This window comes from Pseudonocardia zijingensis (assembly GCF_042657305.1).
Taxonomy (GTDB): Bacteria; Actinomycetota; Actinomycetes; order Mycobacteriales; family Pseudonocardiaceae; genus Pseudonocardia; species Pseudonocardia zijingensis.
This window is the reverse complement of sequence record NZ_JBHSKO010000004.1, coordinates 391,806-413,677: the sequence shown is the minus strand read 5'-3', so window position 1 is coordinate 413,677 and position 21,872 is coordinate 391,806. Positions and strand designations below refer to the sequence as shown.

At 72.5% G+C, this 21,872-nt stretch carries 13 protein-coding genes; 4 read left to right on the top strand and 9 right to left on the bottom strand.

The features are described from left to right. Window positions 1-4: 4 nt before the first annotated feature. From ACFPL3_RS11795 to ACFPL3_RS11780, 4 genes are read right to left on the bottom strand one after another with little or no spacing between them, the layout of a single operon-like run. Window positions 5-1,186 carry a TIGR02679 family protein gene (locus ACFPL3_RS11795; protein ID WP_343939841.1) on the bottom strand — a complete coding sequence of 394 codons (1,182 nt, stop codon included), beginning with the start codon at window positions 1,184-1,186 and terminating at the stop codon, window positions 5-7. Continuing rightward, the gene (locus tag ACFPL3_RS11790; protein ID WP_379588908.1) at window positions 1,183-5,211 is read right to left on the bottom strand and encodes a TIGR02680 family protein; all 4,029 of its coding nucleotides are present in this window, start codon (window positions 5,209-5,211) and stop codon (window positions 1,183-1,185) included. The genes ACFPL3_RS11795 and ACFPL3_RS11790 overlap by 4 nt, the downstream gene beginning before the upstream one ends. Next, entirely contained in the window at window positions 5,208-6,410 is a 1,203-nt protein-coding gene (locus ACFPL3_RS11785; protein WP_343939837.1) for a TIGR02678 family protein, read from the bottom strand. Before ACFPL3_RS11785 ends, ACFPL3_RS11790 begins: the two co-directional genes overlap by 4 nt. Beyond that, window positions 6,407-7,936 (bottom strand): TIGR02677 family protein, encoded by a 1,530-nt coding sequence (locus ACFPL3_RS11780; protein ID WP_343939835.1) that lies wholly within the window; start codon window positions 7,934-7,936, stop codon window positions 6,407-6,409. The genes ACFPL3_RS11785 and ACFPL3_RS11780 overlap by 4 nt, the downstream gene beginning before the upstream one ends. 61 nt (window positions 7,937-7,997) lie before the next feature. Here ACFPL3_RS11780 and ACFPL3_RS11775 point away from each other — a divergent pair, with 61 nt between their 5' ends. The 4 genes from ACFPL3_RS11775 to ACFPL3_RS11760 all read left to right on the top strand — a co-directional run bounded on the left by ACFPL3_RS11775 (window position 7,998) and on the right by ACFPL3_RS11760 (window position 10,693). After that, on the top strand, window positions 7,998-8,921 hold the full coding sequence (locus tag ACFPL3_RS11775; protein ID WP_343939833.1) for an SEC-C domain-containing protein: 924 nt from the start codon (window positions 7,998-8,000) through the stop codon (window positions 8,919-8,921). A 197-nt stretch (window positions 8,922-9,118) separates the two neighbouring features. Then, window positions 9,119-9,328 carry a hypothetical protein gene (locus ACFPL3_RS11770; RefSeq protein ID WP_343939831.1) on the top strand — a complete coding sequence of 70 codons (210 nt, stop codon included), beginning with the start codon at window positions 9,119-9,121 and terminating at the stop codon, window positions 9,326-9,328. Window positions 9,329-9,467: 139 nt separating this feature from the next. Then, window positions 9,468-10,184 carry a hypothetical protein gene (locus ACFPL3_RS11765; RefSeq protein WP_343939829.1) on the top strand — a complete coding sequence of 239 codons (717 nt, stop codon included), beginning with the start codon at window positions 9,468-9,470 and terminating at the stop codon, window positions 10,182-10,184. A 92-nt stretch (window positions 10,185-10,276) separates the two neighbouring features. Further along, window positions 10,277-10,693, top strand: a complete 417-nt coding sequence (locus ACFPL3_RS11760; protein WP_343939827.1) for a hypothetical protein — start codon at window positions 10,277-10,279, stop codon at window positions 10,691-10,693. 32 nt (window positions 10,694-10,725) lie between these two features. Here ACFPL3_RS11760 and ACFPL3_RS11755 read toward each other — a convergent pair whose 3' ends face one another. The 5 genes from ACFPL3_RS11755 to ACFPL3_RS11735 all read right to left on the bottom strand — a co-directional run bounded on the left by ACFPL3_RS11755 (window position 10,726) and on the right by ACFPL3_RS11735 (window position 21,820). After that, the gene (locus tag ACFPL3_RS11755) at window positions 10,726-11,835 is read right to left on the bottom strand and encodes a thermonuclease family protein (protein ID WP_343939825.1); all 1,110 of its coding nucleotides are present in this window, start codon (window positions 11,833-11,835) and stop codon (window positions 10,726-10,728) included. 302 nt (window positions 11,836-12,137) lie between these two features. Then, entirely contained in the window at window positions 12,138-14,228 is a 2,091-nt protein-coding gene (locus ACFPL3_RS11750; RefSeq protein ID WP_343939823.1) for a DEAD/DEAH box helicase, read from the bottom strand. Further along, window positions 14,225-15,541, bottom strand: a complete 1,317-nt coding sequence (brxD, locus tag ACFPL3_RS11745; protein ID WP_343939821.1) for a BREX system ATP-binding protein BrxD — start codon at window positions 15,539-15,541, stop codon at window positions 14,225-14,227. Before brxD ends, ACFPL3_RS11750 begins: the two co-directional genes overlap by 4 nt. Next, window positions 15,538-18,147 carry a BREX-2 system phosphatase PglZ gene (gene pglZ, locus ACFPL3_RS11740; protein WP_343939820.1) on the bottom strand — a complete coding sequence of 870 codons (2,610 nt, stop codon included), beginning with the start codon at window positions 18,145-18,147 and terminating at the stop codon, window positions 15,538-15,540. The genes brxD and pglZ overlap by 4 nt, the downstream gene beginning before the upstream one ends. Next, complete coding sequence (locus ACFPL3_RS11735; protein WP_343939819.1) at window positions 18,134-21,820, bottom strand: BREX-2 system ATPase PglY family protein; 3,687 nt, start codon at window positions 21,818-21,820, stop codon at window positions 18,134-18,136. Before ACFPL3_RS11735 ends, pglZ begins: the two co-directional genes overlap by 14 nt. Between the last annotated feature and the right edge of the window lie 52 nt (window positions 21,821-21,872).

Genomic DNA, 21,872 nt, shown 5'->3' with positions numbered 1-21,872 from the left:
GGGTTCAGGGGATGTCGTCGAGCAAGCGCGGCAACACGGCCTCTTCGTGCACGGCCACGCCGTGGTGGCGCATCGCCGCTCCGAGCTCGGCGTCCCACACCGGGTCCACCGGCGCGCCGACGAGCGGGAGCGTGGCGCCCGCGAGCCCGCGCTCGTAGTCGGTGGCCCCCATGCGCCACGGCGTCACGCCGGCTGCGGCGATCAGGCGATGGGCGATCGCGACGCCCGGCCAGTCGAAGTCGCCGTGGTAGCGCAGCTCGGCACCCTGCAGCGCGGTGAGCACATCCAGGACGACGAGCGCGGGTTGCCCGCTCGTGCACACCACGGGTGTGTGCGACCCGCGCTCCGCGACGGCCTCGAGCACTCGCGGGTTCTCGCAGACCAGGACGGTGTCCGGGATGCGCAACGTGGAACGTCGCAGGTCCCACGGGGTGAGGTGTACGGGGTCACCGGCGTCTGCGGCGAGGTCGAGCCGAGCCGCGACGGGGCCGGCACGGCCACGCAGGCCGAGGGTGAGGCAGGTGGTGGAGACGAGGTCGACGCGCACCCCGGACCGCTCCCACAGGTCGCGCCGGCCGGACGCCGTGGTGGGCACGGGTTCCCCGGTCTGCGCTGCGAGGGCCCGCAGCACGAGCGCGGCGGCCGTCGAGCCGTCGTCCAGCGCGTGGGCGTGCCCGCCCGCGGCCACGGCGAGCTCCGTGCGCGACAGCTCTCGGCCGGGTAGGCGGGCCAGGGCCGCGGCCGCGGTGCGGACGGCGGCCGTCGCGTCGGTGGCCCGCGACAGCAACCCGGCCCGGCGCACGTCGTGGAGCCAGTCCTCCAGCCACGGCTCGCCCTCGAGCAGGGTGCGGGCGAGCTCCATGGGGGCGTCCCGTCGCGCCGCGTGCCGCGCGCGGTCGGAGGGCCGGTCGCGCAGGGGCGCACCGGTGGCGTGCTCGACCACCGCGAGGAGGCCCCCGATCCCGGATCGCGCCTCGAGGTCGGCGTCGAGGGCGGCCAGATCGACGCTGACCCGCTCCCGGATCACGCTGCGCCCGAGGAGCCCGGCGACGGCGTGGCGCTCCTCGCGGCCGAGGCCGTGGAGCACGACGCGTCCCTCCACGCGCAGTCCCCGGGCTTCGAGTCGTTCCCGCAGTACGTTCCAGACCCGCCCCAGGGCCGGGTCGTCGAGCCAGCTCGCAGTCATCCGACCGCGTGGAGTCGCTGGCCGTCCCAGGTGTGCCGGTACTGGGCGATCCCGCGCTCGTTCGGGTCGCGCAGCGCCTCGTAGATGGCGAGTGACGGCACGGTGGCGTGGTCGCCCCACAACCGCTCGCTCGTGACGACGAAGTCGAGGTCGAGCTGCACGAGGAGGCCGAACAGCAGCGGGTGGGTGCGGACATCGATCTTGGGGAAGGCGTCGTCGAGCAGGACGAACCGGGGCGAGTGCGGGGCGGCCCCGGCGAGCGAGCTGAAATGCGCAGCCGCCGCGGCGAACAGCGGCAGGTAACACACGACCTTCTGCTCGCCCTGCGACAGCGGTGAGCGCCGGTGCAGGTCGTGCCACGTGCCGGCGGTTTCGGGGCGGGTGTAGCGGATGCGGAAGGCGAACCAGCGGCGATAGTCGAGCGCGCGGGTGAGGTGCTCGGTGTAGGAGTCCTCCGGGGCGTCGGCGCGGGAGGCCTCGATCAACCGGTGCAGCGCGTCGCGCAGTTCGCGACGCTCGTCGGGCAGCAGCGCACCCACCGGACGGCCGAGCAGTTCGACGGCCCGGCGGGCGTCGCCGGACACGTCGTCGCGCAGGTGCCACCGCAGCTGGACGTGGATGCCCTGGCTCGTGCTGACGCCGCGCAGCTGGTTGTTCATCTCGGTGACCAGTTCCTCGGCCTCGAGCCTCCTCGCGCGCAGTGACTCGCCCAGGTCACCGAGGATGTGCTCCTCGAACAGGCGCCGCTCCCGTTCGGTGAGGAGGTCGGCGTCGCGCGTGACGGCTGCGGCCAGGCGCTGCGCCAGCACGTGGATCGGGTGCTCGCCCGCGTCGTCGCGGCCGATGACGGCGAGCGCCACTCCCTCGTCGACCACGCGCGGGTCGACGTCGCCTGCGGGTCCGCTGGCCGCCTCCTGCCAGGCCGCGAAGACCGCCGTGGTGGTGGCGGGCGCGGCGGGGGAGGGCAGGGCGGCGAAGCGGCGGGCCAGCGCGAGGACGGCTGCCGGGACCGGACCGCCCGCGGTGAACCCGCGGGCGAGGCCGAGCGCGGCGTCGGACTCGATGGCCTGGTCGTCGCCGGACCCGAGCAGGCCCGGTACGTCGCCCAGCCCGGCGAGTGCGGCGACCGCGGCGGCCAGCGCCGGTTCGTGCTCGGCGAGCCGGCCCTCGGCGTCGCGGGTCGCCTGCTCGGCCGCCCCGCCCGCGGCCAGCAGCTCCTCCACGCGCGTGCCGAGCTCGGCGTCCCGCCGGCGGAGTGCCGCGTCGCGCTCCTCGGCGGCCTCGACGCGGCGGCGGATCTCCCGGAGCGGGGCACCGACCGTGGCTTCCAGTTCGTCGGCGGCGGCCTGGGCTTCCACTGCGCGGCCGGCGGCGTCCGCGGCCTCCTGCGCCGCTTCTCCGGCCTCGGTGAGCAACGCCTCGTGGGCGGACGCGTCGTCGGCCCAGCGGCGCAGCCGCGCGGCCAGCCCACTTCCGCGCTCGAGGTGGGTGGCGAGCGCGGTGTCGAGCGACCGCAGGGCCTCCCGGCGCGCTCCGAGCGGACCGGCCTCGGTGGGGAGGTCGTGCACGGTGGCGAGTTCGTGCAGCTCCCGCCGGCGCGCGGCCTCCACCGACCGGGCGCGGGCCGCCGCCTCCTCAGCCTCCGCGACGAGCCGCTCGGCCCGTTCGGCGCTGCGCGTGCGCTCGTCCAACCGGGTCCACGCGGCGACCAGCTCGTCGGTGGCCGGCGTCGCGGCGAGCCAGTCCTCGACGGCGCGCGCGGCGTCGACGGCCGTCTGTTCGGCGGCCGCGGCGGTCTCCCGCGCCCTGGTGTGCTCGGCGATCAACGCGTCGAGCTCCGCGATCCGCCGCGCCCGCTCGGCTGCGCGGGCGGTGGCACCGATGTACTGCGCCGCCGGCTTGACGGCGCGGCCGGTGAGCGGGCCCAACCGCCAGCGGCCGTCGACCGCGACGGCAGCCCCGTCGTGCGGCTCGCCATCGGGCCCGAGGGCGACCCGGGCGAGGACGCCCGCGACGACGTCGCCGGTGACCGGGCTCGACTCCGGAGGGTCGGGCACGAGCAGCGCGGTGAGCGACGGTCCGGCGACCGCGGGCCCTGCCGGAAGCACGGTGTCGTGCCGGTCGGCGTCGAGCACGGCACCGTCGGGCCGCACCCAGGCGTCGAGCAGACCGGACGCCTCCAAGGCTGCTTCGATGTTGGCCCGCTCGGCGTGGTCGACACCATCGGCGAAGTCGATCAGACGCCACAGCGGCGCCCCGTGGGCACCCTCGCGCGGCGAACGCGTCCATGAGGGCTCCGCCGGCGCCGGGTCGGACTCGGCGACGACCGTGGCCCGCCTGCGCGCCGCATCGGCGAGGCTGCGCTCGGCCGCTGCGCGGTCGGCTGCCGCGGCGGCCTGCTCCGCACGCAGCCCGTCCAGCACGGGCGCGGCCGCGGCGCGGGCGTCGGCCGCCACGCGCGTGACGGCCTCGACGGTGAGCTGGAGGGGGAGCTCGAACGGGACGGCGTGCGGGGCGGCGCGCCAGCCGTCCAGGGCAGCGGAGTAGGCCGACTCCGCGCGTTCGGCGCTGGCGCGCGCGTCGGCGAGCAGCCCGCGTTCGGCCTCCGCCTGCTGCTCGACGCGGGCCGTGTGCTCCTCGGCGCGTTCCCGTTCGGTGGTGCAGCGGTCGAGTGCGGCGAGGGCCTCCTCGACGACCTGCACCGCGGCTCGCAGCTCACCGAGCACCGGACGTGCCACCTCGACCGAACTGTCGTGCCGGTGGAGGCCCTCGGCGAGCGGACGCACGTCGGCGGCCGCCGTGAGGTGCGGTTCGTGCAGGTGAGGGGCGATCGCCAGCGACGTGCGGGCACCCAGCCGGGTGAGCTCGGCAGCGTGGCGGCCCGCCGCCGACGCGTACGTCCGCACATCCTCGCCCAACTTCCCGGCGTCGGTGCGGACCCGGTCGCCCGACCGGTCGGCCCGCTGCTGTGCCGCCGCGGCGGCGTGCTCCGCGCGCCGGGCCGCCTGCCGCCGCTCGCCCGCAAGGTCGCGACGGCCGGCCAGCTCGCGTTCGGTGCGCAGGAGCGGATCGGCCCGCAGCTCGGCGAGCCGGGCGGCGAGCGTGGCGCGCTCGCGGCCGGCATCGGAACGTTCCCGCTGCGCCGATTCCCGCTCCTCGGCGATCGTCGCCAGGTGCGCCCTGCACCGGTCGACCTCCCGCGTGAGCCGGGTGCGCTCGGTGTGGGCGGCGACTACCTCGGCGCCACGAGCCCGCAGCACCTCACGCGCGTAGCCGGCGTAGACCCGGGCGAACGCTGCCACCCCGTCGGCGCTGCGCCGCTGCCGGTCGAGCTGCTCGCCGAAGGCCGCGAGCTCGTCGAACGTGTCGCCCGCGGAGCGGATGGCGTCGTCGTCGATCTGCGGCAGCGCCTGGACGAGTTGTTCGGCGAGGCGGGCCGGTTCGATGTCCTCGCCGACCTGGGGCTGCCGCAGCCAGTACAGCAATCGCAGCAGTTCGTCGTACTGCAGCGGCTCGAGCCCGAACAGGGTGCGACCGACGTGCTGCTTGTACGCCCGGGGCGAGTCGAAGAAGTGCCCGCCCCGCTCCTCGACAGCGCTGCGCAGCCGCTCACGGGCGAGTGGGCCGGCGTCGTCCTCGAGTTGCAGGTCGACGCCGATGCGTCCCGGAAGGGTGAAGTACCAGGCCGTGGCCTGTCGGGCCGACTGCGACGCCCGCACACCGACGCCGCAGGTGAACGACCCGGTCGCGGAAGCGAACTCGACCCACAGGTAGCCGGCCCGGTTCTGGCCGGTGTACCCGTCGAGCATGAGCCAGAGCAGGCTCGTGTGGTGGCGCCCGGACGCGGTCATGCGGGCCTTGTCGCCGTCGAGGACGAAGGGCAGCAGCATCTCGAGCGTCTTCGACTTGCCCGCGCCGTTGGAGCCGCGCAGCAGCAGCCGCCCGTCGGCGAACTCGAAGACCTGGTCGTCGTACTGCCAGACGTTGAGGACGCCCGCGCGGGCGAGCCGGAAGCGGTCGCTCACCTGTCCGCCTCCCCGTCCCTCGCGGCGTCGGTGAGCGTCGCCGTGACGGCGTAGCGAGCTGCGGCGGCGTGGAGCAGCCAGCCGCCGTCGGGTTCGACCCGCACCAGCCCGAAGTCGACGAGCACCTGACGGGCCTCGGCGACCGCGTGCTCGGTGTTCTCCCTGTGCTCCCGCTTGAGCCCGGCGCCCCACTGGGCGATGACCTCCGCGGACACCGCTTCGACGAGCTCCGGGCCGGCGCGCCGCCACACGCGCTCGGGAGCAGCGGCTTCGCGCGCGCCTGTCCGGAGCGTCGCGACGAGCGCCTCCAGCAGGAGGAGCGCCAGGTGCCGGCCGGACCCGCCCGCGGGGAACTCGACGTCGGTGAGCTCGCCGTCCGGGTCGATCGCGACCGCCCCCTCGGCGCGCAGCTCCACCTGCAGACCGAGGCGGTCGGCGAACCACTCGCGCTCTCGGTTGCGGCCGCGCCGCCACCACTCGGCCTGCTCCTCGGTGAGCGCGTCGATCGACAGGATCGGCGATTCGACGAGACGGCGTCGCACGGCGACGCGGGCGCCACCGGCGGCCGACGGGAGCGCGGCGCGGTTGATGAGGTCGTCCGGCCCCTCGGCGCCGGTCAGGACGGCCGAGACGAGCAGGCCCAGCCGGTCGCGGCGCACGTCGAGCAGCGAGGCCGTGCGTTGGTCGGCCCAGTGCTCGAGGTCGCCGTCGCGCTCGTGCAGCACGCCGAGGTCGACCAGCGCCGACAGCGCCGCGTGGAGGGCTCGGCGATCGGTGATCGAGTCGAGGTCGACGTCGAGGCCCGCGTCGACGGCGGCGGACCGGACCTGCGCCACCAGCTCGTCGACCAGCAGCTGCGACTTCGCGCGGCCGAGCGCGGCCACGGTGAGGCAGAGCAGCGCGTACATGCGCGGCGTGAACGCCTTGCCGGCGCGGCGGCGCAGCGGGCGGGTGGCGTCGCGGCCGAGGCCGGTCTTGAACAGCCGCGCGGCACCCGGGTCGACGACGAGGCGGTAGCCGAAGCCGTCGGCGAACAGCCGCTCCAGCTCTGTGCGGTGGCGCCGGACCAGGCGCAGGTCGTCCGCATCCTGACCATCGGCGTGCAGCAGCGGAGTGCGCAGCAGGGCGCGGGCGGCGCGCTGGCGCTCGGCGACCGCTTGGACGTCCTCGGCCGGTGCCGGCCGCTCGATGCGGCTCATCCCGTCTCCTGTTGCCGATACCCGGTCTCGTGGACGGCCAGCACGAGGTCGTGCAGCTCGAGGTGGCCGGCCGGGCTGACGATCGTGGTGCCCGCGCCGGGCGCCCGCCGGATGGTGAGCACCCAGCCGCCTGCGTCGACCTCCGCGACGTCGTCCGCGGTGAGCGGACGCCCCCGTTCGAGCAGCGCTCGAGAATAGAGGCCGAGAAGCGCGGTGCGCGCCTCGTCGGAGAGCCGGACCGTGCCGAGCCGCCCGGAGTGGCCCCGGATCTCGGCCAGTGCGGCGGCGCGCCGTTCCTCCGCGCGTTCTCGCTCGGCGATCCGGGCCGCTTTCGCCGCCGCGTAGTCCTCCCTTCGTCCGGCCCGCCCGCGGACCGTGCGCGCCCCGGTGCGGCGCAGGGCGAGGGGGACGTCGGCGACGGGGGTGCGCCACCACGACGCGGTGGGTGGGATCGGGTCACCGTCGTCGTCGGCCACGAAGGCGAGGTGGCGGCACGGGTACAGGCCGAAGGCGGCGGCCCAGAGGGCGTGCGCCGTGTCGTCGTCGGCCTCGGCGAACCAGCGGGCGAGGGTGAGGAGGTCGGAGTAGCGGCTCTGCTCGCGCCCGCCGGTGGCGATGCGGCGGAGGTTGACCAGGAGGGCCCGCATCGCGTCGGTGGCCAGGCGCCGCACGCCGGTGGCGTCGGAGTCGCGGCCCGGGCCACCGATGAACCACGCGTGCAAGCTCGGCCAGTCGGCCGGGTCCAGCCCGGCGCTGCGCCGCGCCACCTCGCCGTCGACGCCCCGGAGCCGCTGCCCGGCGTTGGCCCGAGCGCACAGGGCCGGGACGTTCGGCTCGACGCGCGCCAGCACGTCGGCGATCTGCGGCATGTGCCGGGCGATCTCGTCGACGAAGCGCTGCAGGTAATCGAGCAGCGCGGTCTTGAACACCGCGAACTCGGCCCGGTCGAGGTCGTAGCGCACCAGCACCTGCGACAGGTAGGTGTAGAAGTCGCGGGTGGACGAGACCAGCCGCTCGAACTGCGCGAACACCGTGCCGATGTCCCGGGCGAGCGCCTCCGGGCCGGCCGACTCGATCGCCTCCCCGTCGAGCGCGGCGAGGGCCGTGAGCCCGTGGAGGATGCCGCCGAGCATCTCGGTGGACACCTCGCGCGCCGACTCGGTGTGCCCGAGCAGCTCCTCGACGAACCGGTGGACCAGCTCACCGCGTTGGGTGAGCTGGTAGCGGGCCCGGTTCTGCAGGTACTCCCGCAGGCTGCGGGCCTCGGTCTCGCGAGGGCTGCGCGCGAGGTTGCCGTGCTCGACGAGGTAGGAGAGCCGGTCGTCGACGGTCTCCCGGTCGAGCTCGAATCCCTGTTCGGCCAGCCGCGCGGCGACCTCGGCCGCCGACTGGTCGGACAGCAGGCCCGCGATCTCCCCGGTGAACGTGCGCATGATCGCCACGTAGGTGGCGGACTCCTCGCCGGTGGCGTACCGGAGGGCCTCCAGCCGCACCCGCTCGGTGTGCGTGAGGGAGGCGGTGGTCATGGCGGGGAGAGTAGTGAGGGGTCCCGACAGGATGCGGGTCGCAGCCGATAACGTCCCGGCCATGACGGCGGAAGCGAGGGCCGCGAACGATCTCGAGGCCGAGGCGCGGGAGTACCCCGACCAGCGCGGGGAGATCCTCCTGGAGGCGGCCGGGCAGTGGAGCCGCGCCGGTGAGCCGGACCGGGCGATCGCGCTGCCCCGCCAGGTCATCGACGAGCCCGGTGAGAACGCCGCCTTCGCCCGCGTCGACCTCGCGGAGCTCCTGTTCGGCCTCGGCCGGGACGCCGAGGCGCGGGAGCAGCTCTCGGCGTTGGCCCGCGACCCCGCGCTCCACGAGGGCCACTGCGAGGTCGCGGCGGAGCTGCTCGCCGGGCGCGGTGAGCTGACCGAGGCGCTGGCCTGGTACGACCGGCTGGTGGCCCGTCTCGGGTCGGAGGAGATCGACGCCGTACGCAGCTCCGAGGGCCCGCCGGTGTACGCGGCGGTGTCGCTGCGCGGCCGGCGCCACGTCCGCGAGGAACTGGGACTGCCGCCGGACGCGATGGACGAGATCGTGCCGGTCTCCCCGCTCGAAGCGGCGGGAAGCCCGGAGAACCTCGCCGCACGGTTCGGCACCGGCCAGGCGCCGCCGAACGAGATCCGGATCCTCTCGTTCCGGCGTGCGGATCGCGCGGAGGCCACCCGGCGCTGGCCCGACATGTTCGAGGAGAGCGACGCGGAGTACTACCCGGCCGCCGAGCGGCGGCGGCGGGAGCTGGCGGACAGCGGTGTCCCAGCGATCAGGCTCGTCACCCCCGCCATCGCTGACCTGGAGGCGTTCGCCACCGACGCCGGCGGCTCGGTGACGGACACGGAGATCCGGACCCGGTACGCCGAACTGGCGCCGCCGGAGAAGACCGTGGCGTGGCCACCCGGGCGGAATGCTCCGTGTTGGTGCGGGTCGGGTGGCAAGTACAAGAAGTGCTGTGGGCGGGCGGGGGCGTAGAACGCTCCGGGCTCGGCGCCCTGGAGGCAGCGGAAGAAGCGGCGGAAGGCCGTGTTCGGTACTCCGAGTGCTCGGTTGCCGCATGCCAGCGAGGTCTGGTCGTGGATGAACACCTCGTGGAGGGCACGCTCGTCAGGTGGAGCCCTCCCTGGAAGAGCCTCGAGGACGCGGTGCCCCTGCGGCGGGACCATCCGGGCATGGTCATCTCCGTCGGCCCGCGTCACATCCTGGTCGACTGGGTGCGCCGCCGGCACACGATGGCGGAGAACAGCGTGTACGAGGCGGAGTGGCTCACGGTGATCGACCGCGCTGAATTCGACCGGTTGGCGCGGGAAGTGCACGAGCTGGACGTTGCCGAGGGTGGCGATCCCGCGTTCGACGATCGCTTCGAAGACCTGGGATGGTGACGCGCATGATCCGCGGTATCGGTTGCCCATGGTTGTGATGGCAGCCATGGACACCCGATACTCGCGATCTTCCGCGAGCGAGGTGCACTCATGATCACCTGCTACACGCTCGGATAGAAAGGGCGGTTCCATCTCCACCGTGAAGAGTCCGGTCCTGATCGAGCTCGTACGGCAGCTCGGCGACTCGGTGCACGAGCTCGACCTTATCGACGACGTCGAACTCTACGAGGAGATCGTCTTCGCCGTCGGCCACCAGCACTCCACACCGGACTTCCACGAACGTGCTGCGCCGCATCTCGACGATGCAGAGGCGCTCGTGCGGGAGCGCCTGGGAAAGGGGTGGTTCGCGGAGCGCTCCGTCCCGGCCCCGCAGGCGTGGTACTCGGCGACGGGCCGGATCGGCAAACTGGTTCTCCGCGAGGAGACCAACGATCTGCCGATCGGGGAGAAGCCGGCGGGGGCCCTCTGGACCTCTTCGTTCCTGCCGGACGGTCGCAGTGCGTGGGCTTTCGGCGAGGCGAGTGCGTATCCCGAGTTGTCGCGCAGCCTCTTCACGCTCCACTTCGATGTGCAGGACGTCCGGCGCTTCCAGATCGCGACCCCGGAGGACTACCGCGAGCTGGTCATGAGGTATCCGCGGCCCATGGCGAACGGGCGCGCCCTGGTCGACTGGCTCGCGGCTGCCGCCGATCTCGATGCGGTGCGGCTGACGGCTGCCGGTCTGGTCTTCGCGCAGGGTGTCCGGATGCAGACCACGCACGGCATGGCGCAGCTGAGGGGCTGGGACGCCGAGTCCACCGCGTGGTTGAACCGACCGCCCGGACTCCGGATCGGGATCCGCGAGGATTCGCGATAGTGAACGATCGGGCGGAAACGCCCACGCGCGTCGAATTGGTGTGATCGGATCGATCGTCACCACTCGACGGGAGCGACATGCGTCCAGGAATCTTGGGTTCTGTCATCGCAGCATGCATCGCGGCACTCGCCACGATCGTGATTCCCGGTCAGGCCAACGCCGGGGAGAGGATCGGCGACTGTGAGATCCTGCTCGACCATCCCCACAACTCCGGGCATCGGCCCGGAACCGTCGACGCCGACATGCGAATCAGGTGCAGGACGCCGCAGAAGTACCTTGGCGTGGAGTCCTTCCTGTACCGCGAATCCGTAAACCCAGGCCACCGCTGGATGGTCACCGGGAAGCCGAGCAAGGCGGAGAACGCCAAGTACGTCACGTCGGTCGCCTTCGAGGACTGCCAGAACGCCAAGTACCAGTCGAAGGCGAACTTCCTCATCATCGACAACGCCGGGGTCCGGCACGAGCGGTTCGACGTCTGGTCGCCAGTCGTCGACATCACCTGCAAGTAGGTCGACAGCGCGTTCGAGCGTTCGCAACGCGCTCAGCAGGGGTGCCACACCTTCCCGCCGGGTTCGTAGCAGCGGGGTCCGTTGTAACCCGGGTAAGGGCTCCCTCCCGGGGACGAATCCTTCTTCTTCGGGCGTGCCTCCGGCTTCGGCTCGGACTTGCGGGGAGCCGGCGCCGGGGCGGTCTGCTCGGCCCGACGTCGTTCCGCGGCGGCCTTCGCCTCCCGCGCGGCCTTCGCTTCCCGCGCTTCGCGTGCCTCGCGCTCCGTGCGTTCCCGCGCCTCGCGTTCCGCTCGCTCCCGCGCTTCTCGTGCCTGTCGCTCCCGCTCCTCGGCCTCGGCCTCGCGTTGCGCGGCAGCCTCGGCCTTCGACCGCAGCTCGGACTCCTTCTGCTCGGCGGTCGAGCGAGCTGACGTGACGGCTGCCGCGAGCCGGCTCCGTTCATCCTTGGAGAGAGCGGCCCAGACGAGCCCGCTCGGTTCGCCGGCGAAGGCCTTCTCGAGCTCGATCACGCGGCCGAGCACGGACGCGACCTCGCCCGCCGTCGCGTGGAGATCGCCGGATGGTGCGTCCGCCGGTTGGGCTGCCGCCGCCGGGGCGTTCTCGACGGCGGTGGTGACGGCCGCGACCCGTGCGGGGATGGTGCAGGCGACGTCGGCGGAGTAGAGGCCGCGCCCCTGGGAGATCGCCTCCTGCTGTGCCTCGAGCACCGGCGGGTAGAAGCGGTCGTTGGAGCCGAACACCACGGCGGTGGCGAGGCCCTGACGGGCGATCTCCGCGTTGACGAGGGTGCCGTCGCCGGTGCGCACGCCCGCGAGGGTGCGGTCGTACTGGTCGACCTGCTCGTCGTCGTACTCGAGGGAGACCGTCGATCCGACGGGGAGGAGGCTCTCGAGGAAGTCCGTCGCCTCGGGGCCGAGGCACTGGACCGCTTCGTCCGGGTGCTTCGTCTCCGGGGTGTCGACGTTGAGCAGCCGGATGCGTTCGGTCCGGCCGTCGACCTCGGCGTCGAAGGTGTCGCCGTCGATCACCCTCGTCACGATCGCCTGCTCGGCTGCGGTCGACTCCAGGGCGACCGAGACGACGACGGTTGTCGACACGCCGGCTGCCACGGCACCCACCACGAACTTGCCCAGGCCGATCACGAATCCTCCACGTCTGAATGACCGAGTGAGCGCTGACTCGCAGGCCCCGGTGCGGTTTTCAGGCCATGCTTCGGAGATCGGGTTCGCGGTGTTACGCGTGACCCGGCTCTCCAGCCGGGGACCGTCGTCCAGTCGCGGGTGGCTGGGGCAGTGCTACCGGCGTGGGCGCGCCGGAGTGTGGCGGGAAGGGCGGCGGTCAGCAGGTGACGGCCGCCCCGGACTGCGCGATTCTGAGCGATCAGGTGTAGCCGGTGGCGCGAAGCGAGGCGCGTACTAATTGTCTGCGACGATGGTGGCGACCGCTATTCTCTGATGATGGCTCTATCTTCCTGGAGAACCAGCGAGGCGCCGTACTTGTCACCGAGCCTTCGTGCGACTGTGTCAACCGCCAGAGATTCGGGCAGTGCCGCTGAGAACTTGAGCCCACGCAGTGCAAACGGATTCACCGGCGGATCGACGAGGTCGGCAGCCTTCGATTCTCGCAGCTGAGCGGCCGCTTCGTGGAGGTCGATCCCGTGTCGCAAGCGCAGCACTCGGTCCCCGAGGCGCTGCTTGGGATCAACGATGTCGAGTGACGCGTGGAGCGTACGGTTGGCCGCGGCGCCCGCCCAGGTCCACCAGTGCACGTCACCGTCAGCACTTTGATGAAGCACAGTTCCGTGACAGTTGATGGTGTTTCCGTCGTGCTCCCGGAGTTGACCGAGCATCGCGGTTGCTCGTTTCGACAAAATTACACCGGGTGGGTCGGTGCCAAGGAGGACCTCGCGCATGCCGCGGGTGATCTCGAAAGACAACCCGCCAGCCTGGCCGCTCCACTTCGCCTGCCCCGGTAGGTCTGTCGACTCGACGTAGCAGCGGCGTCTCTTCCAGTCGACATGCGTCACCAACCAGGCCCGGCCTGCGAGCAGTAGGACCCGAGGGGTACCAAGGGTGTCGGCGAGGAGGGTGTCGTCCCCCACTGACCCGATCTCTTCGCGGCCCGCGAACACGGTGAACTCGGGGGCGGCGGTGAATACTGCCATCAGCTCCATGAAGTGCCTGCGGCCGAAGTGACGCTCGGCCGCAGGACCGATGAAGGCGAGGCCTCCGTCCGTGTCGAGGAAGCCTTCCTCGATGAGGTGGTCGAGGATCTCGGCACCGTCGGCTGCCATGGGCGCGATGCCGTGCCACCAATCGGGCCAGGTCGTCGTGCCGAGCGTGTTCTCCTGGAGCGCGAGGGCGAGTAGCTGCTGAGCGACGACGTGACGCGGAGCGAATGGTGGCTCGATCGGCTCGACCCAGCCCTCCGCCCACTTCGCCAGCAACCCTGCCGCCTGCAAGGTCTGGTCTTCGTCGAGGGTGAGGAAGAGGCAGTTGCGGGAGGTCCCGGGCCGCCTCCCGGTGCGGCCCAGGCGTTGCAGGAAGGACGCAACGGTGCGTGCCGCGCCGATCTGGATCACGCGGTCGAGGTCGCCCACGTCGATGCCGAGCTCCAATGTGGATGTCGCCACTATGACGCAGTCCCGGGCCTCGGCGAACGCGCGCTCGGAGCGCCGCCGTTCGACGGCGGAGAGCGAGGAGTGGGAGAGATAGGTGTCGACGTCCCGCGCGCGGAGCGCGGCGCCGAGCTCCTCGGCCCGCCGCCGACTGTCCACGAAGACCAGCCGCTTCTCACCGCGATGCAGCTGGCTCACGACCGTCGCCGCGCCCTGGATCGAACCCACGTAATCGAGCTGCACGTCACCATCGAGGGCAGCCGCAGCGGGGGCGACGAGATGCCGTGGGGCCCCTTCCTTCGCGCCCTGCAACCAGGTCAGCAGCTCGTCGGGATTTCCGACCGTGGCCGAAAGCCCGATGCGCTGCAACGGTCTTCCGGCCAGCTCAGTAATTCGCTCGAGGACGTGGAGGAGATGCCACCCTCGGTCGTCACCCGCGAACGCATGGACCTCGTCGACCACGACGACACGGACGTCGGCGAAGAACCTCCGCGAGTCGACCGATCGCGAGACCAGCATCGACTCGAGTGACTCCGGGGTCGTCAGCAGGAAGTCGGGTCGCTGCAGCTGGGTCTGCCGTCTGGCTGCCTGTCCGGCGTCGCCGTGCCAGTACCGCGCCGACCGTCCGAGCCATCGCGCATAGTCGTCGATCCGGGGCTGCAGGTTGTTGAGGAGGGCCCGCAGCGGGCAGACGTAGAGGACGGACGTGCCGGTCCACCCCTCCCGCGCCATCCGGGTGAGCAACGGCAGCACCGCTGCCTCGGTCTTGCCACCGGCCGTCGGCGCAAGGAGGAGGCAGTCGACCCCGTCGAGAACGGGGCGGATGGCCTCCTCCTGCAGAGGCCGCAGCGCGGGCCACTGCAGCGTGTTCACGACATGGTGCTGCACGACAGGATGCAGCTGCTCGAACGTGCTCATACCTCGAGGTCGATGTCGTCCGGTGATGCCGCCTGCCGTTCGCTCTTCGTGAGCTCTCCGTCGGTGATCGTGAGCTTGTAGTCCCGGCGCGGGTCGAAGTCGGCGTGCAGCTCGACCCGGTCCAGCACGTCACCGACGAGCTTCCGCAGGAACACTCGCGGCGCGACACCGACCTTACCGCCGAGGCCGCCGGCCACCGCTCGTGCGAGCACGCCCAGGTAGTCGGCGTCGACGACCGAGCGGATGCGCTCGGGTTCCGTGGCGCCGGCTGCGTGGAGATCGCGCACCCGTTCGCCGACCTCGACGAGCCGGGGCAGGTCGAATCCCAGCAGTCGGACCTGCGGGGCCCGGGGGTTGTCGAACCGCGGGTCGGTCGAGAAGTCGGTGTGCAGCCGCTGCGCCAGCGGCGGAAGCAGCGAGATGCCCTGGCGTCCGTCGAAGAACGCCGGGGTTCCGGTGATCACCAGATACAGCCCCGGGAACCGCCCGCCATCGAGCTCGTCGAGCAGCTGCCGCAGCGCGTTCAGCGCCTTCGCTCGTGCATCGCTGCGCACGCGCTGCAGTGTCTCGACCTCGTCCAGCACGAGCACCAGGCCGGGGTGGCCGGAGTCGCGGAGCACCGTGAGGAGCCCTTGCAGGAAGCCCAGCGCGAGGAAATGGTCGATGTCCCCACGCACGCCGGCCGACCGCTTCGCGGCGGCGGCGACATGCGGCTGTCCTGCGAGCCAGGCCGCGACCCCATCCGCCATCTCGATCTGCCCATCGGCCACGGCGCGCCGGTATCCGCGAAGGCCGGCGGCGTAGCCGGGGGCGGTGCGCCCGACCGCGGCAAGGCGCTGTTCGAGCAACCGGTCGACCGCTGCGCCGAGCTGGTCGGCGTCGTCGGCGTCGACGCTGCCGTCGGCCAGCACGTCCTCCTCGAGCGCGTACAGCCACGCGTCGAGGACCGGCCGGAACGCGCTGGGCGCGTCGCTGGCCGTGGAGAGCCGCTCGCAGAGCCTCCTGTACACCGTCTCAAGCCGGTGTAGCGGCGTCTCGGTCTCCGAGATCTGGACCTCGGCGAAGGCCATGCCGCTCGCCTTTGCCCGCTCACCGAGCCACCGCGAGACGAACGTCTTGCCGGAGCCGTACTCGCCGCGGATGGCCGTGAACGCGGCAGCCCCGCTGCGGCAGGCCGTCAGCTCGGCGTCGACGGTCGGTTCGAGTCGTTCCATCCCGACGGCGAAGAGGTCGAGCCCGCTGTCGGGCACGGTGCCGCGGCGCAGGGCGGCAAGGATCGTCCGGCGGCGTGCCGGGCTGACCGGGGACGTCATGAAACCCCGTCCGAGGGGAACTGCTCGTCGAGCAGCTCGAGGTTCAGGGCGACGGCCTGCCCGTTGTCGACGAGCGTCAGCACCGGGTAGCTGTCCCGGTTGAGGACCCGCCCCATGACGCTGACCAGGCCTCTCGGGTTGCGACCGCTCGCGCCGGCAGCGGTGGCGACTGCACGCAGCGGGAGGCGTCCGCCTGCCGTGACCAGCGCATCCACCACCGCCTGGAAGACCGCCGGCTCGGGTGCGCGGTTGCGCGGGATCTCGGCGTGCGCCTCCCGGAACGTCGCGGACGCGACCAGGCTGGCGCCGCGGGTGGCGGGGCCGGTGCTCGGGAGCTCGAAGAGGCCGTCGCCGTTCTGAGTGGGAGCCTTCTTCGACGAGCGTCGCTTCGGTGCCGCAACCGGCGTCACAACCGGAGTCGCGCCGTCCCACCAGGAGGGCGGGCCGATCGTGTGGGTGGTCCACCCCTCGGGCATGGCGACGCCGGGCGGAAGCAGGCCGATCAGGGGGATCGCGACCTCGGCGAGGGTCGCGCCGCCGTGGTAGCCATGGGCGCGAGGGCCGTAGCGGACGTCCTCGGTGGCCGCGAGGATCACGCGTTCGTCTAGGGTGAGCACGCGCGCGCCGCCCACACTCACCTCGTCGGCCCGAGGCACACCGTCGTCCGGTCGCCAGCGGGCACCGCCACCGACTTGGTGTCGGGGCGCAGCCCCGTGCTCCAGGACGTGGCCATGGTCGCTCGTCAACAGCACGACACGGCCTGCGGTGACAGCCCGGTCGAGTAGCTGGGGCAGCCCGGGAATATCCTCGGGGCGCCACGCCGGGTCGAGCGACTGCCGCCCCTTGGACAGGGAGTCGTCGACTGCATTGAGCACAACCGCGACGACTCGTGGCCCGTCGACCTCGACGGCCTGCTCCAGCTCTAGGCCGAGGTCCGACCCGTCCCGGCCGGCGACGCCGGACTTGTGGACCAGGACGGCCCCGCCACGCGGCCAGAACGGGTGCGCGGCGAACGCGGACCGCTCGGCGGCCTGGTCGCCAGTGGTGAGCCGGGCGGCGAAAAGGCTGGCGCGGCTGTAGCGGGTCTCGGTGGGCAAAGCGGCGAGCACGGCCTCCCGCCCGCCGTCGTCGGAACGCACGATCTCGGTCCAGCCGTCCCGGCGGTCGGCGAGCCGGGCGGTGAGGTCACCGGCGACGGCACCCGACATGCCGTCGACGACGACGAGCAGCACGGGCGCGTGCTCGGCGAGCGGTGCGACGGCGCGCGGGAGGAGCGTCTCCACCGCGAGCAGCTCGCGAGGCGTGGCGTCCATCCGCGCCAGCTGCTGAGCGAAGGTGACGTCGACGGCGGCACGGGCGGCGGAGGCCCGTTCGGCGAGGCGGCGGAGCACGGCGGCGACGCGAGGTTCGGCGTCTCCGGCCCGGATCTGGGTGAGGGCGCGGTCGAGCCAGGCGAGGTCGCGCGAGTGACGGGCGAGGCCCTCGGTGACCGAGGCGCAGGAACGCTGCGGGTTGCTGTCCAACCAGCGTTGTACGCGTCGGGCGGCGCGAACCCGTTCGACGCGGTGGGCGTCGACGCGGGCCTGTGCGTGGTCGTCTAGCTCGGCGAAGGCCGCATCGTCCAGGCGCTCGGCCGCTGCGGCCAGCCGCTCGACGAAGCTTCGGGAGAGGATCGGGCTGAACGCCGCCAGTTCGAGCGCGGAAAGCTCGTCCAGCGCCGCTTCGGCGTGCCGGATCTGCTGGTTCAGCCGCACCGTCGGTGCCTCCCGAGCGTGCACGACGGCGGCGCCGGCCGCGGCCGCCAGGTCGGCGCGGGTCGGGCGCGGCAGCGAGAACCGCGACTGGGTGAAGCCGCCGAAAGCCCGGGCGGCTCGCGTGTCCGGCTCGGGAGCCGCGGTGATCACCTGTGCGACGAGCAGCTCGGCGAGGACGTTGTCGTGCCGCTCGGACAGGGCGGCAACGACGGCGACACCGGGGCCGTGCCGCCTGCCAAGGTGCTCGACCAGCCCGGACCGTTCGGCGTCGGAGAGCATGCGCCAGTCGGCGCGCACCCGGGTGTCGTCGAAGGCCGCGACGAGCGCGGGTAGATCGGCCTGTTCCGGATCGACGCCGAGCCGGGCCCCTGCGACGAGCGCGATGGCCCGTTGCAGGCTGAGCACCTCGCCCGTGGTCGACGGGAGCCGGCCCGCGCCCGCGAGGCCGACCAGGGCGTCGACCAGCCAGGTCTCCCGGCGGATTCGCGGGTCGACGCTTCGTGCGTCGAGGAGGTCTTCGAGCTCGGTGTAGCGGTCGGCCTCGAGGAGCTTCCCGCGATGCAGACGGGCCAGCACGGCGTCCCCGAGCTCGCTCTCGGGGAGGTCGGTCAGCAGCACCAGGACCTCGTGGTCGTCGGCATCGGCGAGCGCGTCGAGCACGGCGAGGACGGACCGGCACGGCGCGATGCGCACCCGCGTGCCGTCGAGCTCCACCTGGTGCGGGCCGTGCCACTGCGGCACGTCGGGCGAGCGGATGCCGATCACCCGGTAGCCGCCGTGCTTGCCGAGCTGACCCCGCACCCGGCCGAGGACGGCTCGCTCCCGGGCGGAGCTGATCTCAGCGGTGGCCATTGCCCAGTACCCGCAGGGTCACCTCGATCTCGACGTCTTCCGGGACCGCCGCGGTGATCTCGGAGACGACCTTGCTGCGGCGGCCGACGTACGTCCGTGTCCCGATCGCTGGCCGGTCCCCCTCGCGGTCGCCCACGTCGACGGCAGCCTGGCCGGATCGCTGGCCGGGCACCTCGGTGGTGCGCGGCTGCTGTTCCCGAGTGGTGTCCGCGATCACCGCCAGGACACCGTCCCGGGCCGTGCGCAGCACCCTGGCGAGCGGCGAGGCGTCCTCGTTCGCGGCCGCACCGAGCCGGAGCGTGCGGCGCACCTCCTCGGCCGCCTCGCCCGGTAGTGACGTGAGCCGGTCGAGCAACGGCCAGTCGGCGTCCCGCAGGGCCTGGGCGACGTGCGCCGCGGAGGTCAGCGACTTGCCTACGGTGACGAGCGGAACGTCGATCTCCTGGCGCGCCAGGGCGGAGACGAGCGCCACCGGCCCGTCCGCGTGCCGCAGCGCCGCCAGCAGCCGCTGCGCGACATCGGCGGTGTGGATCCGGGCCGGACGCTCCTCGAGGTTCACGCCGAGCCGGGGCAGCATCTCCTCGAGCACCGCCGCCAGGTCGGCGGCAGGTGCCCGGAGCTGGTCGGCGCGCGCGGCCACCCGGCCGAAACGGGCGAGCGAGCGCGGCGAGATGACCCGGGCATCGACGTTCTCGCCAAACAGTGCTCCCGCCCGTTCGACAGCGACCTCCCAGTCCTGCGAGGACGGCATGGGCTGACGGCGCAGGAGCATGTCGTCGCGGATCTCGTCCGCCGTGGCGGGTGGGTCGACGACCTGGTTCGCCCGCACCCACGCCCGCTTGCTCAGCTCGGCGTAGGTGGCGATCACCAGGTTCTCGATGCGGGTCTCCAGGCCGAGGTCCGCGAGCCACGCGCGGACCGAGCGGACCGGGACGTCGCCACCCGGAAGCCGGGCGGCGTGGCGCTCGAACTCTGTCTCCCAGTGGCGGCCGAGCACGAAGGGGCCTCCGTGCTCCTCGCCGAGCTTCAGCGGGTGGGCGAGTCGCTGCAGCGCGGGGCGCTCCGGCTTGTCGGTCTCGGTCCGGCCGCCCTCCTCGTCGATCGCGCGACGGACGACGCCGAGGACCGTCCGCACCTCGGCGGGCGAGACCGGCTGACCCTTGCGGTGGGGGTCGAGGTTGGGGTGGTCGGGGTAGGTCGCCGCGTAGCACTGCTCCACGAGCGAGGTCAGCGCGTCGGGGAAGGACCGGCCGACGTCCAGCTTCGGGTTGAGCGCGGGGTCGAGGCTGATCAGGTGGTCGGACCAGTCGAGGACGTTCTGCTCCTCCGGCTTGGCCAGCCCGTAGGCCTGCTTCAGGATGCCCCGAAGCTCTGCGCGGAGGCTCTCACCCTGGTTACGCAGGAGGTCGCGGGCGCGCTGCCGGTCATCGGCCCCGAGCCGGGTGGCGTTCTCGTCGAGGCGGCTCCCGGTGAGCAGGAAGTCGATCCGGACGAGCGTGCCGACCTTCGTGAGCACGTCCCGCGTGACGAACGCCGGCAGCCAGGCGAGGCAGCGCCGCGGGCCGCCGGCCTTCAGCCCTTGGAGCCGGTTGCGGTCCTCGGCGGCGGAGAAGTTGGTCGAGTCGAACGGATAGTCGATGACGAGCCGCCAGCGTCCTTCCTGCGCCGGCTCGAAGACCTCGTCGCGAAGCTCGTCACGGTCGCGGATGTTGCCGTAGACGATCTCGATGGTCCGCCTGCTGCCTCGCCAGACGATCGAGTGCTCCAGCTCGAACGCTCCGTCGTCGCGGACGCCGAGCTCGCCGAGCAGCAGCTCACGGAACAGCTTGCGGTGTGCCGCGTCGTTGTCGACGTGCGCGACGAGCTCGAGGATCTGACCGGTATCGACGCCGACGAGCTGCAGCCGCACGCTCGGGTCGTCCTCCTGCCCGACCTTCAGCTCCGGCACCCGGGTTGCCCAGCTGCGCAGGCGCCGGGTCACCTCGGCCACCTCCTGGCCGGGGATCATCGAGCGCACCAAGCCATGGTTGAGCGCTGCGATCTTGCGGGCGGTCAGGCCGCGCAGCGCAGGCACCTCGGGAGCGAGGGCCGAGAGCAGCAGGGTCTTGGCGATGCGGTCATCGGCGCGGAACGCGGCCAGCACCGCGAGTGGCGCCTCCGCCCGGCCCGCCGCCTGGTCCTCGGTCAGCTTCCGCTGCTCCAGCAGTAGCGGGCGCAGTGTGCGGCGGTAGAGCGTGCGGGCGCGGTCGAACTCGTGCTTCAGCTTCTCGGTGAACGGCTGGTCGTTGCCGTCGGCGATCGCGTCGAACAGATCCCCCAGCGGCACTAGCTGGCCTAGCCGCAGGTCGTCCCGGCGCTCGACCAAGATCTGCTGCATCAGCTTCAACGCGGTCCGTTCGCGCTGCAGCGCGGACGACACGTGCACGAGTGTCTGCATGAACGCTGGGCTGAACGGATAGGTGCGCCGGAACCCGTCGCCGTCACCGTCGGTCAGCAGGATGTCCCGGGTGGCCCCGGGCAGGGCGTCGGTCCGCCGGAACGCCTCGTCGATCCGGCGCGCGGCGGCGTCGTCGACGGGTTTGAGGATCCGCTTCTCGGCGATCATCTCGAGGTTGCGGTCCTCGAGGGTGACCGTGAAGAAGCGGCCGTCCCAGTAGGACAGCTGGTCTTGGAAGGACAGGCTCTCCGCGCCGGTGCGGTTGGTGCCGATCAGCTCACGCAGGTCGCGCTGCCGCGCGATGAAGCTGACGATCGGCACAGCCCGCGAGGCGTCGGAGGACTCGACGAGCTTGGCCACCTTCTCCGTCTCGCGCGCGACGAAGGAAGGGTCACCGATCTTGCCGGCGAGCCATAGCACCAACTCGTCGAGGAAGAGCACGATGCCGTCGTAGCCGAGGGACTTCGCGTGCGAGCTCATCGCTGCGAGGCCCTGATCGAGCGGGACGAACGCGTTGGTTGCTCCCACGACCGAGTCGACATAGCTGGGCATGAAGGCCTTCACGACGTCGCTGATCAGCCGCTGCGCCTTCGGGGAGCTCGGGGCGGCCGCGAACGCCTCCTCGATGGCGTCCTCGGTCCACGAGCTCTCGACCTCGCCCCACTCGCTCTGCGTTCCGGGCAGCCCTGCCCGGAACGCCTCCGCGCCCATCCGCTTGCGGATCTCCCGCGCGTCGTCCAGCAGCCCCTGGGCTCGGTAGACCGCAGGAAGCGGCGCCTCGGGGCGTGCCTCGCGAACATGGGAGACGTAGCCGGAGAGGATCGCCGCCTCGAGGCTCTCCGCGCCGATGAGGTGGTAGGGCACCAGCAGGAAGCTCTTCTCACCCAGCCAGGTGTGCCGGGCCAGCGCGTCGGCGAGCTCCGTACGCGAGCGAGCATCGAGCTCGCCCCGCAGCAGCGCGTGCAGGACCGCCATGAAGTGGCTCTTGCCGGAGCCGAACGATCCGTGTAGGTAGCTGGCCCGCGAGCGGCCGTCGGCGAGCGCCGCACCGATCAGCCCGAGGGCCTCGTCGAACGCGACGCGAAGCTGCGGCGTGATGACGTAGGTGTCGAGCGTGGCCTTCGTCTGCTGCACGCCCTCGGTGAGCCGTAGGACGAAGTCGCCCTGATGGATCCGCTCCGGGATGTCGATGAGCTCGCGGAGCAGCGGCTGCTCCGCCTGCGCGGGCGTCGTCACGACGTAGAGTTCCCTCCTCGCAATGTTGCGCCAGGGTAGTTCCTCGGCGCAT

What these genes read in the sequence shown, in the direction of transcription:
- ACFPL3_RS11775 (WP_343939833.1), top strand. Translation starts at nt 7,998, where the DNA reads ATGACGGCGGAAGCGAGGGCCGCGAACGATCTCGAGGCCGAGGCGCGG.
- ACFPL3_RS11795 (WP_343939841.1), bottom strand. Translation starts at nt 1,186, where the DNA reads ATGACTGCGAGCTGGCTCGACGACCCGGCCCTGGGGCGGGTCTGGAAC.
- ACFPL3_RS11750 (WP_343939823.1), bottom strand. Translation starts at nt 14,228, where the DNA reads ATGAGCACGTTCGAGCAGCTGCATCCTGTCGTGCAGCACCATGTCGTG.
- pglZ (WP_343939820.1), bottom strand. Translation starts at nt 18,147, where the DNA reads ATGGCCACCGCTGAGATCAGCTCCGCCCGGGAGCGAGCCGTCCTCGGC.
- ACFPL3_RS11785 (WP_343939837.1), bottom strand. Translation starts at nt 6,410, where the DNA reads ATGAGCCGCATCGAGCGGCCGGCACCGGCCGAGGACGTCCAAGCGGTC.
- ACFPL3_RS11770 (WP_343939831.1), top strand. Translation starts at nt 9,119, where the DNA reads ATGGTCATCTCCGTCGGCCCGCGTCACATCCTGGTCGACTGGGTGCGC.
- ACFPL3_RS11780 (WP_343939835.1), bottom strand. Translation starts at nt 7,936, where the DNA reads ATGACCACCGCCTCCCTCACGCACACCGAGCGGGTGCGGCTGGAGGCC.
- brxD (WP_343939821.1), bottom strand. Translation starts at nt 15,541, where the DNA reads ATGACGTCCCCGGTCAGCCCGGCACGCCGCCGGACGATCCTTGCCGCC.